The 14743-nt window shown below is 65.4% G+C and carries 12 protein-coding genes; 7 read left to right on the top strand and 5 right to left on the bottom strand.

From position 1 onward, the window contains the following. Positions 1–162: 162 nt before the first annotated feature. On the bottom strand, positions 163–675 hold the full coding sequence (gene secG, locus LB538_RS20010; RefSeq protein WP_224528672.1) for a preprotein translocase subunit SecG: 513 nt from the start codon (positions 673–675) through the stop codon (positions 163–165). Positions 676–975: 300 nt separating this feature from the next. Then, positions 976–1743 (bottom strand): triose-phosphate isomerase, encoded by a 768-nt coding sequence (tpiA, locus tag LB538_RS20015; protein ID WP_224528677.1) that lies wholly within the window; start codon positions 1741–1743, stop codon positions 976–978. Positions 1744–1886: 143 nt separating this feature from the next. Here tpiA and LB538_RS20020 point away from each other — a divergent pair, with 143 nt between their 5' ends. From LB538_RS20020 to glp, 5 genes are read left to right on the top strand one after another with little or no spacing between them, the layout of a single operon-like run. Beyond that, positions 1887–3782, top strand: a complete 1896-nt coding sequence (locus tag LB538_RS20020; protein WP_224528679.1) for a peptidylprolyl isomerase — start codon at positions 1887–1889, stop codon at positions 3780–3782. Then, positions 3779–4789 carry an anthranilate phosphoribosyltransferase gene (gene trpD / locus LB538_RS20025; protein ID WP_224528682.1) on the top strand — a complete coding sequence of 337 codons (1011 nt, stop codon included), beginning with the start codon at positions 3779–3781 and terminating at the stop codon, positions 4787–4789. The genes LB538_RS20020 and trpD overlap by 4 nt, the downstream gene beginning before the upstream one ends. Positions 4790–4793: 4 nt before the next feature. Then, the gene (gene trpC / locus LB538_RS20030; protein ID WP_224528685.1) at positions 4794–5606 is read left to right on the top strand and encodes an indole-3-glycerol phosphate synthase TrpC; all 813 of its coding nucleotides are present in this window, start codon (positions 4794–4796) and stop codon (positions 5604–5606) included. Between the two features lie 2 nt (positions 5607–5608). Then, positions 5609–6088 carry a cyclic pyranopterin monophosphate synthase MoaC gene (gene moaC, locus LB538_RS20035; RefSeq protein WP_095765374.1) on the top strand — a complete coding sequence of 160 codons (480 nt, stop codon included), beginning with the start codon at positions 5609–5611 and terminating at the stop codon, positions 6086–6088. Continuing rightward, positions 6088–7293, top strand: coding sequence for a gephyrin-like molybdotransferase Glp (glp, locus tag LB538_RS20040; RefSeq protein ID WP_224528692.1), 1206 nt, complete (start codon positions 6088–6090; stop codon positions 7291–7293). Before moaC ends, glp begins: the two co-directional genes overlap by 1 nt. 48 nt (positions 7294–7341) lie before the next feature. On the opposite strand, the gene LB538_RS20045 is transcribed toward glp, so the two are convergent. Both LB538_RS20045 and kynU read right to left on the bottom strand, forming a co-directional pair. Beyond that, positions 7342–8172 carry an alpha/beta hydrolase gene (locus LB538_RS20045; RefSeq protein ID WP_224528696.1) on the bottom strand — a complete coding sequence of 277 codons (831 nt, stop codon included), beginning with the start codon at positions 8170–8172 and terminating at the stop codon, positions 7342–7344. Positions 8173–8219: 47 nt separating this feature from the next. Continuing rightward, positions 8220–9467, bottom strand: a complete 1248-nt coding sequence (gene kynU, locus LB538_RS20050) for a kynureninase (RefSeq protein WP_224528706.1) — start codon at positions 9465–9467, stop codon at positions 8220–8222. A 433-nt stretch (positions 9468–9900) separates the two neighbouring features. Between kynU and lexA the strand changes: the two genes are divergently transcribed. After that, complete coding sequence (gene lexA, locus LB538_RS20055; protein WP_140721410.1) at positions 9901–10635, top strand: transcriptional repressor LexA; 735 nt, start codon at positions 9901–9903, stop codon at positions 10633–10635. A gap of 35 nt (positions 10636–10670) precedes the next feature. Here the strand turns inward: lexA and LB538_RS20060 are convergent, their stop codons facing one another. Then, positions 10671–13136: a ComEC/Rec2 family competence protein gene (locus LB538_RS20060; RefSeq protein ID WP_224528710.1), complete on the bottom strand. Its 2466-nt coding sequence runs from the start codon at positions 13134–13136 to the stop codon at positions 10671–10673. A gap of 102 nt (positions 13137–13238) precedes the next feature. On the opposite strand from LB538_RS20060, the gene gltX reads away from it, so the two are divergent. Then, a complete protein-coding gene (gltX, locus tag LB538_RS20065; RefSeq protein ID WP_224528713.1) occupies positions 13239–14663 on the top strand; it encodes a glutamate--tRNA ligase in 1425 nt (474 codons plus the stop codon). The last annotated feature ends 80 nt before the right edge of the window (positions 14664–14743 follow it).

The following is a 14743-nucleotide window of genomic DNA, read 5'->3' on the forward strand; positions in this document are numbered from 1 at the left end:
GTCCCCCAAGGACGCCAAAAGTGCCGCGCGCAATCTATAATCGATTAGCTGTCATCGCCTCAAGCTGAGGCAGGCGCCACGCCCGGTTGAATCTTGGTGATCGGGCGCGCATTTGCCGCGACTGTGTTCAAAGAACAACAGATCGCGGCAGTGCTTGTCCGGCTACTGGTTCGGAACCTGAGGGGTGACCGGCAAGGTGACGCCGTTGGTCGCCGGCGCGGTGCTCGGATTCGCGGGCGCCGGAGCAGGCGTTGTGGCCGGAGCCGGCGCTGTGGCGCCGTTGGCAAGCGGCGTGGTGCTCGTCGCACCGCCAGCCGGAGCCGCGGGAGCAGAGCCGCCGGTCGGGGCTGCGGGCTGCGAGCTGCCCACCGGTCCGTTCGATCCCGGCAGCTGGTTGAGCACGCCGTTGCCCTGGCTGGACGTTGCCGGGCGGTCGAGGATGTCGATCGGCTTTTCGCCATAGCGGGCAAGGATCGACAGCGCCAACGACGTCACGAAGAAGGCTGCCGCCAGGATCGCGGTGGCGCGCGTCAACGCGTTAGCGGCGCCACGAGCGGTCATGAAACCGGAACCGCCGCCGATGCCCAGGCCGCCGCCTTCGGAGCGCTGCAGCAGCACCACGCCGACGAGGGCGAGCACGACCATGAGGTGGACGACGATCAGTACGGTTTCCATAATTTATCCTGGCGAGGCCTTGCGCGAGCGCGCATACGACCGATGATTTGGAGGCGGCTCCTTACAATGCTTTGGCGGCATTTCCAAGCCCGTGGCCGGGAATATGGGAACCAATGCGGCCATTACAACGATTTAGCCGCGTGAGCCTGGGAGACGGCTAGGGTGTGTTGAGATTCAGGTCAGGCCGAGCCGAGAACGGCGGTTTCCGAGAACCGGAGCGGAGCGTACTAAAGTACGTGAGCACCGGAAGCGCAGGAAACCATCGTTCGCAGGCCGGCATCACCTGAAAATCAACGCAGGCTAAGCCATGTTCATATAAGCTTCCGCTATGGCCAGGAAGTCGGCTGCCTTCAGGCTGGCGCCGCCGACCAGCGCGCCGTCGACATTGTCGACGCCGAGCAGTTCCACCGCGTTGGAGGGCTTGACCGAGCCGCCGTAAAGAATGCGGGTCCTGGCCGCGGCATCGCCGAGCAGCGCAGTCAGCTTGCCCCGGATATGCGCATGCGCCTCGGCGACATCGGCGGCGGTCGGCGTCAGGCCGGTGCCGATCGCCCAGACCGGCTCATAGGCGATGATGGTGTTGGCGGCGGTGGCGCTCGCCGGCACGGAACCGTCAAGCTGGCGCGACAGGACATCAAGCGTGGCGCCCGCCTCCCGCTCGGCGCGCGTCTCGCCGATGCAGATGATGGCCACCAGCCCTGCCCGCCAGGCCGCCGACGCCTTGGCATGGACTATTGCATCGTCGTCGCCGAACAGCTCGCGGCGCTCGGAATGACCGACAATGACGTGGCTTGCGCCGGCATCCTTGAGCATCTCGGCCGAAATCTCGCCCGTGAAGGCGCCGCTCTCCTTGGGATGGCAATCCTCTCCACCGGCACGCACCGGCGTGCGCGACAGGATCTCGGCGGCGCGCTGCAGCAAGGTCGCCGGCACGCACACCAGCGCTTCGGTCTCCGCGTCGAGCCCGCTCATGAACCCGTTGCCTATCGACCGCAGCTCGTTGAGCGAGGCGCTGGTGCCGTTCATTTTCCAGTTGCCGGCGATAAGCGGGCGGATTCCAGGGGTCATGGGGCGCGTTCTCCGAGCGACATTAAGCAGCGCCCTCACTACCAAAATCAGGTCACAAAGCAATCGACAGTGGGCCGGAAGGGCGCTATTGCGCTTGTTTCAGACTCGGCGCACGCGAAAATGCGCAAAAATCGGAAGTATGCATGCTTGGTATATTGAGAAGCGCGGCAGGCACCTGGGTCGCGAAGGCGTTGCTGTCCTTGCTGGTGGTGAGTTTCCTCGCCTGGGGCGCGACCACGCGCATGGTGGGTGGCGTGCTGGGCGGCCATCACGCGGTGATCACGGCCGGCGGCACGGAGGTCTCGATCAACGAGTACCGCCTCGCTTACGACCGCCAGCTCAGCCTTCTGTCGCAGCAATATGGCCAGCGCGTCACCCACGAACAGGCCAAGCTGCTCGGTGTCGACAATCAGGTGCTGGCGCAACTCGTTTCGGGCGCAGTGCTCGACGAACAGGCGCGCAAGCTGGGGCTAGGCCTCTCCAAGGATCGGCTGGCCGAACTGACGCGCGAGGATCCGGCCTTCAAGGGCCCCGGCGGCCAGTTCGATCGCCGCACCTTCGAGTATCTGCTGCGCCAGCTCGGCATGCGGCCCGAGGACTATCTCAGAAACCGCTCGCAGGTGGCCGTGCGCCAGCAGATCGTCGAGGCGATCTCCGACGGCCTCAAGGTGCCGCAGACCTTCCTGAAGGCGGTCTCTCTCTATCGCGGCGAGGATCGCACGATCGACTATGTCGTGCTGCCCAAGACGCTGGTGCAGCCGATCGAGGCGCCGTCCGACAGTGCCCTCAAAACCGATTTCGAGGCCAACAAGAAGAACTATGCCGCGCCGGAATACCGCAAGTTCTCCTATGTCCGGCTGGAGCCGCAGGACATCATGGATCCGTCCGCGGTGACAGACCAGCAGATCAGCGAGGACTACAACAAGAACATCGCGCGCTACACGACGCCCGAGATGCGCACCATCGAGCAGCTGGTGTTCAAGACGCCGGATGCGGCCAAGGCCGCGTTGGATTCGCTGAAGGCTGGCGCTACCTTCGACAAGCTCGTCACCGCCGAAGGCAAGACGCAGGCCGACACGCTGCTCGGCACGCTGGCCAAGGACAAGATCGCCGACAAGGCGGTGGCCGATGCCGCCTTCTCGCTCAATGCCAACGAGGTGAGCCAGGTCGTGCAGGGCGCCTTCGGTCCCGTGCTGTTGCGCGTCACCGAGATCAAGCCGCAGGTGGTCAAGCCGCTGTCGGAAGTGTCCGGCCAGATCCGCAAGGACCTGGCGCTTGGCGAGGCAAGCCGCATCCTGCTCGATGTGCATGACAGCTACGAGGACACCCGCGCCTCGGGCGCCTCGCTGGTCCAGGCCGCCGAGAAGTTGAAGCTCAAGGTCGTCACCATCGACGCCATCGACCGTACCGGCCAGCGGCCGGACGGCACGATCGTCAACGACCTGCCGGAATCGGCCGAACTGATCAAGTCGGTGTTCGCGGCGGAGCCCAATACCGAGAACGAAGGCCTGACGACTGCCGGCAACGGTTTCGTCTTCTACGAAGTGCAGTCGGTCACGCCGGCGCGCGACCGCACGCTGGATGAGGTCCGCAAGAAGGTCGTCGCCGACTGGACGGAGGCCGAGACCGACAAGCGGCTCGACGCCAAGGCTCAGGAGCTGGAGAAGCGCCTCAAGGCAGGCACCGCGCTCGACGTCATCGCCGGCGAGCTCAAGCTCGAGAAGCAGACCAAGCGCGGCCTGAAGCGCGAAGCCGACGATGCCGATTTTGGCAAGGAGGGCGCCGCGGCCATGTTCGGCGTCGGCGAAGGCGGTACCGGTTTGATCCCCTCGCCCACCGGCGACGGCCAGATCCTGTTCAAGGTCGCCGAGGTCTTCGAGCCGGCAGGCGCCGATGGCAGCGCGGTGCCGGACGACGCGCAGAAATCCTTCGGCGCCGGCATGTCCGACGATCTGCTCGACCAGTTGGTGGCGCAGTTGCAGTCGCAATATGACGTTCGCATCGATCCGAACGCGGTTTCGCAAGCACAGACACGATGAGCGCTCTCAAGACACACATAGCCAAGGTCGCCACGGGCACCGCGCTTTCCTTCGAGGAGGCGCGCGAGGCGTTCGACATCATTATGTCGGGCGACGCGACGCCCGGCCAGATCGGCGGCTTCCTGATGGCGCTGCGCGTGCGCGGCGAGACGGTGGGCGAGATTTCCGGCGCGGTCGCCACGATGCGCGCCAAGATGCTGCGCGTCGAGGCGCCGCAAGGCGCCATCGACATCGTAGGCACCGGCGGCGACAATTCGCATTCGGTCAACATCTCGACCGCTTCGGCCTTCGTCATTGCCGCGGCCGGCGTGCCGGTCGCCAAGCATGGCAATCGCGGCCTGTCCTCGCTGACCGGCTCCGCCGATGTTCTGACGGCGCTGAGCGTCAGAATAGACATCCCGCCGGAGACGATCGGACGCTGCATCCATGAGGTGGGTGTCGGCTTCATGTTCGCGCCGGCGCATCATCCGGCGATGAAGCATGTCGGGCCGACCCGCGTCGAGCTCGGCACGCGCACCATCTTCAACCTGCTCGGGCCGCTGTCGAACCCCGCCGGCGTCAGCCGCCAGATGGTCGGCGTCTTCCTGCCGGAGTGGATCATGCCCGTGGCCGAGACGCTGAAGGCGCTGGGCGCCGATCACGCCTGGGTCGTCCATGGCGACGGCTATGACGAGATCACCACCACCGGCGAGACCCAGGTGGCGGAGCTCGCCGGCGGCGAGATTCGCAGCTTCACCTTGACGCCGGAAGCCGTTGGCCTGAAGCGGCACACAAAAGAAGAGCTGCGCGGCGGCGACGCGGCCTACAACGCCAAGGAATTGCGCGATATGCTTGGCGGAGCCGCCGGCGCCTATCGCGATACGGTGCTGATGAATGCCGGCGCAGGGCTGGTTGTGGCCGGCAAGGTGACGACGCTGGCCGACGGCATCGCGGCGGCGGCGCAAGCGATCGACAGCGGCCGCGCGCTTGCGGTGCTCGACAAGCTCATCGAGATTTCGAACGGATAGACCCTTGTCCGATATCCTGCGCAAGATCGAAGCCTACAAGCGTGAAGAGATCGCCGCGGCGAAGCTCGCCGTGTCGTTCGCCGAGATCAAGACGAAGGCCGGGGACGCCGAGCCGCCGCGCGGCTTCCTTGCCGCGCTGGAAGCCAAGCGCCGAGATGGCGGCTTCGCTTTGATCGCCGAGATCAAGAAGGCCAGCCCTTCCAGGGGCCTGATCCGCGCCGATTTCGATCCGCCGTCATTGGCACAGGCCTACCAGCAAGGTGGCGCCGCCTGCCTTTCGGTGCTTACGGACGCCCCGTCTTTCCAGGGCGCTCCCGAATTCCTGACAGCCGCTCGGGCAGCGGTGCGCCTGCCGGCTCTGCGCAAGGATTTCCTGTTCGATCCCTACCAGGTCTACGAAGCACGCGCCTGGGGCGCCGACGCGATCCTGATCATCATGGCGAGCGTCGACGACGCGCTTGCCAGGGACCTTGAAGCGACCGCCTTCGAGCTCGGCATGGACGCTCTGGTCGAGGTGCATGACGAAAACGAAATGCAACGCGCGCTTCGCCTTTCGTCGCGGCTGATCGGCATCAACAACCGCGATCTCAGAACCTTTGAAACCAGCCTCGACGTCTCGGAGCGGCTGGCGGCCATGGTGCCGGCGGATCGGCTGCTGGTCAGCGAAAGCGGCATCTTCACGCATCAGGACTGCCGCCGGCTGGAGAAGAGCAAGATCGGCACCTTCCTGGTCGGCGAGAGCCTGATGCGGCAGGCCGACGTGGCCGCCGCTACGCAACTGCTGCTCACCGGCAAGGCGCGTGCCGAGGCCGTTTGAGGATGGCCTCCCTTACCCATCTTGGCGCCAAAGGCGAAGCCAACATGGTCGATGTCGGCGACAAGGCCGAGACGACGCGCACGGCAGTCGCTGAAGGGTTCGTCTCCATGCAGCCGGAAACGCTGGAGATGATCCTAGCCGGCGACGCCAAGAAAGGCGACGTATTGGGGACTGCCCGTATCGCCGGCATCATGGCCGCAAAGAAGACGCACGAACTGATCCCGCTCTGCCATCCGCTGCTTCTGACCAAAGTTGGCGTCGAGATCGAGCCGGACCATTCCTTGCCAGGTCTCAAGGTCACCGCGCTCGCCCGCGTCACCGGCAAGACGGGCGTGGAGATGGAGGCGCTGACCGCCGCTTCAGTCGCCTGCCTCACCATCTACGACATGGCCAAGGCAGCGGACCGCGGGATGGTGATTTCCGGTGTCCGGCTGGTCGAGAAGACCGGCGGCAAATCAGGCGACTACAAGGCAGGTTCATAATGGCCTTGCTCCCGGTCACCGAGGCGCTCGAACGCCTGCTCGACGGCGTGACGGCTCTGCCGGGCGAGCGCGTTCCGCTGGCTGACGCGGCGGGTCGCGTGCTGGCCGAGCCGGTGGTCGCGCTGCGCACGCAGCCACCTTTCGATGCCTCCGCGATGGACGGCTATGCCGCGCGCTTCTGCGATGTCGCCTCGGCGCCGGCGCTGCTCGAGGTCATCGGCATGGCGCCTGCCGGGCGCGGTTTCTCCGGAACCGTCGGGGAAGGCCAGGCCGTGCGCATCTTCACCGGGGCGCCGTTGCCGGAGGGCGCCGACACGGTCATCATCCAGGAAAACGTCCGCGATCTCGGCAATGGCAGAATCGAAGTGACGGAGCCGACCGCGGAAGGACGCAATGTGCGCCGCCGCGGGCTCGACTTCGGCCAGGGCGACGTGCTGCTCGAAAAGGGCCGTGTTCTCGATGCGGCGGCCCTTTCGCTGGCGGCCTCGGCCAACCACCCAGCCTTGTGCGTCGTGCGCCGGCCGCTGGTCGCGATCATCGCCACCGGCGACGAATTGCTGCCGCCGGGCAGCGCGCTCGGCCCTGACCAGATCATTTCGTCGAATGCCTACGGCGTTGCCGCCGCCGCCCAGTCGGTCGGCGCGCTCGCGCTCGATCTCGGCATCGCCGCCGACCGCCAGGAGGCGATTGCCGCGCTGGTCCGGAAAGCGGTCGAGGCGGACGCCGATGTCATCGTCACGCTCGGCGGCGCCTCGGTCGGCGACCACGACCTCGTCCATGGCGTGCTGACCGGCGAAGGCATGCAGCTCGATTTCTGGAAAATCGCCATGCGCCCCGGCAAACCGCTGATGTTTGGCCGGCTTGGCAATGTCCGCTGCATCGGGCTGCCGGGCAATCCGGTGGCAAGCATTGTCTGCTCGCAACTCTTCCTGAAGCCGCTGCTTGCCCGGCTCGGTGGCCGCGATCACCATCAGGATATGCGAACGGCCCAGCTTGGCACCGCGATGCGGGCCAACGACCTCAGGCAGGACTATGTGCGCGCCGTCGTGCGCGAGGACGCCGGCACCTTGGTCGCGACGCCTTTCGGAATCCAGGACTCCTCGATGCTGCGGATGCTCGCCGACGCCAACGGCCTGATCGTGCGCGAGCCCTTTGCGCCGGCGGCGGAAGCCGGCGCTGAATGCAGCGTGCTCATGCTGCGCTAGGCTTCGACGAGGTCGATCCTGACACGTCGACGAAGTCGATCGTAACTCTTATTCGTCGACCAACGTACGGGTCAGGGGATGATCTGGGTCGGCGAGGCCATCGACAACGTTGAAATGATGTCGGTCCGGCTCGACCACTGAACGGGTGGAGGCGCCGAGCCCGGTCCAGATGTTGGCGAGCAACGCGCTCTGGCGCAGGAATTCCGCACGCTCGCCGCCGCCGGCCCAGCAGGTGATGCAGGCTCCCTGTCGAGGCCGCAACAATGCCGGGCTTTCGCTCCGCGCTTCCGGCTCGTCGATGTTCAGGGTCTCGTTCAGCGCGGTGAACATCAGCGGCCGAAGGTCGTGCAGGCCTGAAATCGAAACCACTTGGCGTATGCGCCGCGCCACATCGGATGATAGCGGTGAGGCCGTGGTCGCCATCCGGCTGGCGAGATGCCCGCCGGCCGAGTGCCCGGTCAGCATCAGCGGACCATCGACCATGGCCGCCGTCTTCTCGATCGCTGCAGCGACCTCGCCGACTATGCCGCCGATCCTGGTCTGCGGGCACAGCGTGTAGGAGGGCATGGCGACGGCAAAGCCGCGGCCGAGCGCGCCTCCAGCCAGATGCGACCAGGAGCTCTTGTCTGACTCCATCCAATAGCCGCCGTGGATGAACACGACGAGCCCCCTTGGCGCCGCAGACGGGAGAAACAGGTCGAAGCGATTGCGCGGCGCTTCGCCGTAGACAACATCGAGCCGCGCCCTGCCCTCTGACAGCAGCCTTTCGCGAAACGCCCGCGCCGGCCGATCCCACGCCGCCGGCCAGCGGTCGCCGCCCGCGATATTGGCGCCGTTTGCATAGGCGTCATCCCAATCGACAATACGATGTCCCAGCAACGGTGTCTCCGCGATCAGGTCATTTGTTCGGCATCGCCGATTCAAAGTCAGGTGACGGTTGTTTTGACGGCAAAGCGTGCGTCTTGCCAGATGCCAGTCCGCAGGATGTCCTCCAGCATCTCGACCGCATCCCAGACATCGCGGTAGCCGACATAGAGCGGCGTAAAGCCGAAACGAATGGTGGATGGCGCGCGGAAATCGCCGATCACGCCGCGCTCGATCAAGGCACGCATCACCTGATAGCCATGCGGATGGGCGAACGACACCTGGCTGCCGCGCTCGGCGCCGTTGCGTGGGCTCTCCAGCTCAAGACCGAAGCCGCCGCATTTGGCTTCGACAAGCCGGATGAACAGGTCCGTCAGTGCGACGCTTTTTCTCCGCACGGCCCTGATGTCGACATCGTTCCACATATCCAGCGCCCCTTTCAGCGCGCGCATCGACAGCACCGGTTGCGTTCCGCAAAGGAACCGCCGGATGCCCGTGCCCGCGGCGTAGCCCTGCTCGAACGCGAAAGGCCGGGCATGGCCCCACCAGCCGCTGAGCGGCTGGCGAATGTCGCGATGGTGGCGGTTCGCGGCGTAGATGAAGGCTGGCGAGCCCGGCCCGCCATTGAGATACTTGTAGGTGCAGCCAATGGCGAAATCGGCATTAGAGCCGTCGAGATCCACCGGCAGCGCACCCGCCGTGTGGCAGAGGTCCCACACGATCAGCGCGCCGGCTTCCTGAGCCTTGCGGGTGAGCGCCGCCATGTCGCGCAGCCGGCCGGATTTGTAGTTGACGTGGTTGACCAGAATGACCGCGACGCGATCGTCGACCAGTTCCTCAATCGTCGGGGCATCGGCGCCTTCGAGCCGCAGCACCGTGCCGGGCCGCGTCGATGCGACGCCTTCCGCCATGTAGAGGTCGGTCGGAAAGCTGTCGCCCTCGGCAACGATCACCGAACGCTCGGGCCGCATTGTAAGTGCCGCATGCAGGACCTTGTAGATGTTGATCGAAGTCGTGTCGCAAACGACCGTCTGGCCGGGTTTCGCGCCGATCAGCCGTCCTAGCTGGTCACCCAGCTCGATGGGCATATCGAACCAGCCGGCGGTGTTCCAGGCGCGGATGAGATCCCGCGCCCATTCCTGCCTCGCGGCAGTCTCGATCTCGCTGAAGGCGTCCACCGAAGCGGCGCCCAGCGAATTGCCGTCGAGGTATATGACGTCTTCCGGCAAGACGAAGCGATCGCGCATGGCGCGCAGCGGATCCGCGGCATCCATCGCCTCGACTTCGGCGAGATCAGGAATTCCCCTCATTGTGCTGCCGCCTCCATTTCGATCTGGCCGAGGGGGTTGTCTCACCACCCTCGGCGACAGGGCAAGAACCTTTGGTCCTGTGTTAGCTGGTCCATAGACGGCGAAGACTGCGGATCGGAACTTCGCCAAGGTTGGCATTTTGGATTCGTTTCGTTCACGGTGCCGCGCGCTTACGGAACGAGCCGACGTGATCCCATCCGCGGCTTCGTGATCGTGTCGGCTCTTGTTTCAGCTTAACGAAGCTCCAAAATCGAGCGGAATCAATGCCGCTGTCCTACAAGGGGCGGCCAGGGCATCACCGGATGCGACATTGTTTCGGCAGCCTTAACAAATTCACTAAACTTTAAACGGTTGCGGAACACAACTGGAACAGATAGTGTTTGTTCTGGGTTTGTTTTTCTGATTCTGGTTTCAGAACCCGTGGGGGCCGCCGATGCTGACGCGCAAACAACATGAACTCCTGATGTTCATCCATGAACGCCTGAAGGAGAGCGGGATTCCTCCATCATTCGATGAGATGAAGGAGGCGCTCGACCTTGCCTCCAAGTCCGGCATCCACCGGCTGATCACGGCGCTGGAAGAACGCGGCTTCATTCGCCGGCTGCCGAACCGGGCGCGCGCGCTGGAAGTGCTGCGCCTGCCCGACTCGATCGCGCCTGGCCTGAATGCCGCGAAGAAGTTTTCGCCAAGCGTCATCCAGGGCGGCCAAGGCAATCTCAGTCGCCAGGTCAAGCCGACGACGCCATCGCGCACTCCGACGCCAAGCAATGACGACGAGGCCGCGGCGGCCGTATCCATTCCGGTGATGGGCCGCATCGCCGCCGGCGTGCCGATTGACGCCATCCAGCACCAGACGCATTCGATCTCGGTGCCGCCGGACATGATCATGGGCGGCGAGCATTACGCGTTGGAGGTCAAGGGCGACTCGATGATCGAGGCCGGCATCTTCGATGGCGACACCGTCATCATCCGCAATGCCAACACCGCAAGCCCGGGCGAGATCGTGGTGGCGCTGGTCGACGATGAGGAGGCGACGCTTAAGCGTTTCCGCCGCAAGGGTGCCTCGATCGCGCTCGAGGCTGCCAACCCGGCCTATGAGACCCGGATCTTCGGACCGGACCGGGTCAAGGTTCAGGGCAAGCTCGTGGGACTTATCCGCCGCTACTGAGCAGAACGGCTCGCCGTCTTCGCCCGAACGACAATCTATTGGGCCGGTGCGGCGGCTGGTTTTTCCGGCTGCTTATAGGGCGCCAGTCCCCTCGCCTCGCGCGTGTATTTCCGCTGCTCGTGCCAGGGTCGGTATGGTTCTACGACCGCGTAGCGGACGGTTGGCCGCGCGGTTGCCGATTGCGGATCGAAGAAGACGGCGGCGCTGCCGTCGCGCGCCAGCTGCCGCTTGGTAATGACGAGCACACGCGGATCGCGGCATGGGTTATAGGCCGTGGCGTCGTTGATGACGATGAGGTCGGCGAAACCGCAGGCCGGCCGGGCGGCGTCGCGGGTCTCGGCGAGCGCGACGATCGCGCCGGAAGGATGCCGGCCGATGCAGAGATCACCGGTGCAATAGAAGGGCGAGCCGGGCGGCAGGTCGACGGGATCGGCAATGTCCAGCATATCTCTGGCGAACCTTTCCGGCGGCACGATCTCCTCGGCTTTCAGCGCCCGTTTCCAGTTGTCGGTGGTGAACTCGTTGGAGCGCTCGCGATTGACGGCAAGCTCGCCGCCGCCGATCGGCATCGCCACCAGATGCGCATCCTCCGAGATAAGCACGTCCGGTGTGCGGACATGCGGAATGGCCAGCAGCGCAGCGAGCGCGAAAGGAACGGCGGCAAGCCTCAGCCAGGTGGTAGCCATCGTCGCGATGACCAGCGCGACCGTCGCCAGCAGCACCGACTGGATCGAGATCAGCCCCACGGCGTCGACCGGTGAGCGCTCGGAAATCCATGCCGAAATGGTGATCATCGCCGTCAGGCCTTTGCCCATGACAAAGAGGAAGGGACCGTCGAAGCCGAAGGGCATGGCCAGCGCGCTCAGCACGGCGAATGGCATGACGACCAATGAGACGATCGGCATCACCGCCAGATTGGCCAGCAGGCTGAGCGGCGACACCCGCTGGAAGTGCCAGATGGCAAACAACAATGTCGCGCTGCCCGCGATGAGCGACGTCACGGCGGCGCCACCCGCTCCAATCGCCAGTTTTCGCGATAGGAACCCGAGAAACGAACGCTTTGCCGGCGGCGCGGTCGTTTTGCCGGCGCGATAGTCGGCAAAGCCGGCATAGGCGCCGACCAGGGCGGCGGTGGCAGCGAAGGACATCTGGAAGCTCGGGCCGACCACTTCATGCGGCGAGACCAGGATGACAGCGATGGCAGAGATCGCCAGGTTGCGCATGGTCAGCGCTGCGCGGTCGAAAAGCACGGCGACCAGCATCACGCCAAGCATGATGAAGCTTCGCTCGGCCGCCACCACGATGCCGGAGATCACGAGATAGGCGGCGATCGACGCCAGCGCGATGCCAGCGGCATATTTCTTCACCGGCCGGCGCGACGAGAAATCCGGAAACAGCGCGAAGGCGCCGCGTAGCAGGACCATGATCGTGCCGGCGACCAGCGCCATGTGCAGGCCGGAGATCGAAATGATGTGGTAGATGCCGGTCCGCCGCATCGACTCGTTGATGGCTTCCGGAATGCCGGCACGAACGCCGACGATCAGCGCCGCCGCGATCTCGCCCTCGGAACCGCCGATGCTGCTCCTGATGTGGTCGGCAATTCCCTCGCGTGCGTTTTCTACGGCCGATGCCACGCGTGCGCCAAACGGCACCTCCGTTGGCGCACTCGGGGTCGGCGCGACAAGTTTCGGATCGCCCAGGAAAAAGCCACTGGCGCCGATGCCGGCAAAATAGCTGTCGAAGGAAAAGTCGTAGCTGTCAGGCCGAACCGGACCTGTCGGCGGCAGCAGCTTGGCATAGCCGGTCAGCATCGACCCGGCCGACATGCCGGACGGGATCCTGCGCGCCGACAGCCTGATGCGGTCCGGCGCGTAGCGCAGCTTCGGACGCTCCGTGGATATCAGATCTATGGTGAGCCGGACACGGCCGTTGGCCATCGCCTCGGCGGTGACGAGGCGGCCCGTCAGCCGTGTCTGGATTTCGGAACCCAGCATCGGGGTCGCCATCCGCCAGGTCTCCACCTTGGCCGCGAGAAAGCCCAAGGCGCAGAAAAACGCCGCCATGAAGACAAGGTGCGTTCTGTGCCGGGAACGCGAGACCGCCGCGCAGACCGCCATCAGGGCGACCGCCGCGAGCGGCCTGTAGAGGTCCGGCTCGGCGCTCAGCGAGAAGTAACAGATCACGCCGGCTGCCAGGAACACCGGCACCAGCAGAAAGCCGACGCCGCGGTCGAGCTCGGTGGTGGCCGCCGTGCCAATGCTTCGCCGCAGAGCAGGAAGCGAAGCGCGGCCAAGCTGTCTGCGGATCCGGCCGTCGTTGGCTGTCGGCGAGGCTGGCGGTAACGTGCCGCCCCCAGTCGGCAGAAGCCCGGCTGGCGGACGCGGCGCCGGAAGCGAAAGCGGCGTTCCCTCTTCGGGCACGGCATGAGCAAACATCAGGCGTTCGCTTACGCCTGCTGTCGTTCCCCCGCCCTCCTCCGCGCCCCGGCCACGTCCAGCCATCGGGTCTGCCCCTTGCGCCCCAGACCGCCTATGCTACATGAACGCCGGTCGCGTGGAAGTCTGCGCGAAACATGCATTTTTCAGCGCTTCCTCGAGAGTTCCATGTCCGACAAGGTCGTCACCCGTTTTGCCCCCTCGCCTACAGGCTACCTGCATATCGGCGGGGCGCGCACGGCGCTGTTCAACTGGCTCTATGCCAAGCACACCGGCGGCACGATGCTGCTGCGCATCGAGGATACCGATCGCGAGCGCTCCACCGAAGCCGCTACGGCTGCCATTCTCGACGGGCTGACCTGGCTTGGCCTCTCCTGGGATGGCGAAGCCGTCTCGCAGTTCGAGCGCGCGCCGCGTCACCGCGAAGTGGCGGAGCAGCTCGTGCGCATGGGCAAGGCTTATTACAGCTATGAGACGCCGGCGGAGCTGGAGGCGATGCGCGAGGCCGCACGTGCCAAGGGCCTGCCGCCGCGTTACAACGGCCATTGGCGCGACCGCGGCCCATCCGAGGCGCCCGCAGGCGTCAAGGGCGCGATCCGCATCAAGGCACCGACCGAGGGCGTGACGATCGTCAACGACCGCGTGCAGGGCGAGGTGCGCTTCCCCAACAAGGATCTCGACGACTTCATCATCCTGCGCTCCGATGGCGTCCCAACCTACATGCATGCCGTCGTCGTCGACGATCACGACATGGGCGTCACCCACATCATCCGCGGCGACGATCACCTGACCAATGCCGCGCGCCAGACAGTGATCTACAACGCCATGGGCTGGGATGTGCCGTCGATGTCGCACATCCCGCTGATCCACGGCGCCGACGGCGCCAAGCTGTCGAAGCGGCACGGCGCGCTCGGCGTCGAGGCATATCGCGCCATGGGCTACCTGCCCGAGGCTCTGCTCAACTATCTGGCCAGGCTCGGCTGGAGCCATGGCGACGACGAGGTGATGTCGATTAAGGACATGATCGCCTGGTTCGACATCGGCGACGTCAACAAGGGCGCGGCCCGCTTCGACTTCGCCAAGCTCGAGGCGCTGAACGGCATCCATATGCGCAAGATGGACGACCGGGCGCTGTTCGACATCTTCGTCGCCACCTTGCCCTATCTCGAAGGCGGCCCGGCGCTCGCGGCAAAGCTCGATGACCGGCGCAAGGCGCAACTGCTTGCCGCCATGCCCGGCCTCAAGGAGCGGGCAAAGACGCTTGTGGAACTGGTCGACGGCGCGGCGTTCCTGTTCGTCGAGCGGCCGTTGCCGTTGGACGAGAAGGCGGCGGGCTTGCTCAACGCGGATGCGCGCGCGATTCTGCGCGGCGCGCATGGTGCATTGTCTTCTGTTCAGGGCGACTGGAACGCCGCCTCGGCCGAGGCTTCGATCCGCGACTTCGCGCAGGCCGGCGGGCACAAGCTGGGCGCCGTGGCGCAGCCCCTGAGAGCCGCGCTGACCGGCCGCACCACCTCGCCCGGCGTGTTCGACGTGCTTGCCGTGCTGGGCCGTCAGGAAAGCCTGGCGCGCATTGGAGATCAAATCGATTAGGAGCGAGCTGGCCCAAGAAGATTGGCATTGAAAGGTATGTTTCGCAGTGCAACATTGGGCTTGGCCCAATCTGGCACGCA

Origin of the sequence: Mesorhizobium sp. Ca11, from assembly GCF_020165275.1 — a bacterium.
Lineage (GTDB): Bacteria > Pseudomonadota > Alphaproteobacteria > Rhizobiales > Rhizobiaceae > Mesorhizobium.

Excerpts from the sequence above, each read along its gene's own strand:
- gltX (WP_224528713.1), top strand. The coding sequence starts at position 13,239 with ATGTCCGACAAGGTCGTCACCCGTTTTGCCCCCTCGCCTACAGGCTAC.
- LB538_RS20020 (WP_224528679.1), top strand. The coding sequence starts at position 1,887 with ATGCTTGGTATATTGAGAAGCGCGGCAGGCACCTGGGTCGCGAAGGCG.
- secG (WP_224528672.1), bottom strand. The coding sequence starts at position 675 with ATGGAAACCGTACTGATCGTCGTCCACCTCATGGTCGTGCTCGCCCTC.
- kynU (WP_224528706.1), bottom strand. The coding sequence starts at position 9,467 with ATGAGGGGAATTCCTGATCTCGCCGAAGTCGAGGCGATGGATGCCGCG.
- lexA (WP_140721410.1), top strand. The coding sequence starts at position 9,901 with ATGCTGACGCGCAAACAACATGAACTCCTGATGTTCATCCATGAACGC.
- trpD (WP_224528682.1), top strand. The coding sequence starts at position 3,779 with ATGAGCGCTCTCAAGACACACATAGCCAAGGTCGCCACGGGCACCGCG.
- glp (WP_224528692.1), top strand. The coding sequence starts at position 6,088 with ATGGCCTTGCTCCCGGTCACCGAGGCGCTCGAACGCCTGCTCGACGGC.
- tpiA (WP_224528677.1), bottom strand. The coding sequence starts at position 1,743 with ATGACCCCTGGAATCCGCCCGCTTATCGCCGGCAACTGGAAAATGAAC.
- LB538_RS20060 (WP_224528710.1), bottom strand. The coding sequence starts at position 13,136 with ATGGCTGGACGTGGCCGGGGCGCGGAGGAGGGCGGGGGAACGACAGCA.
- moaC (WP_095765374.1), top strand. The coding sequence starts at position 5,609 with ATGGCCTCCCTTACCCATCTTGGCGCCAAAGGCGAAGCCAACATGGTC.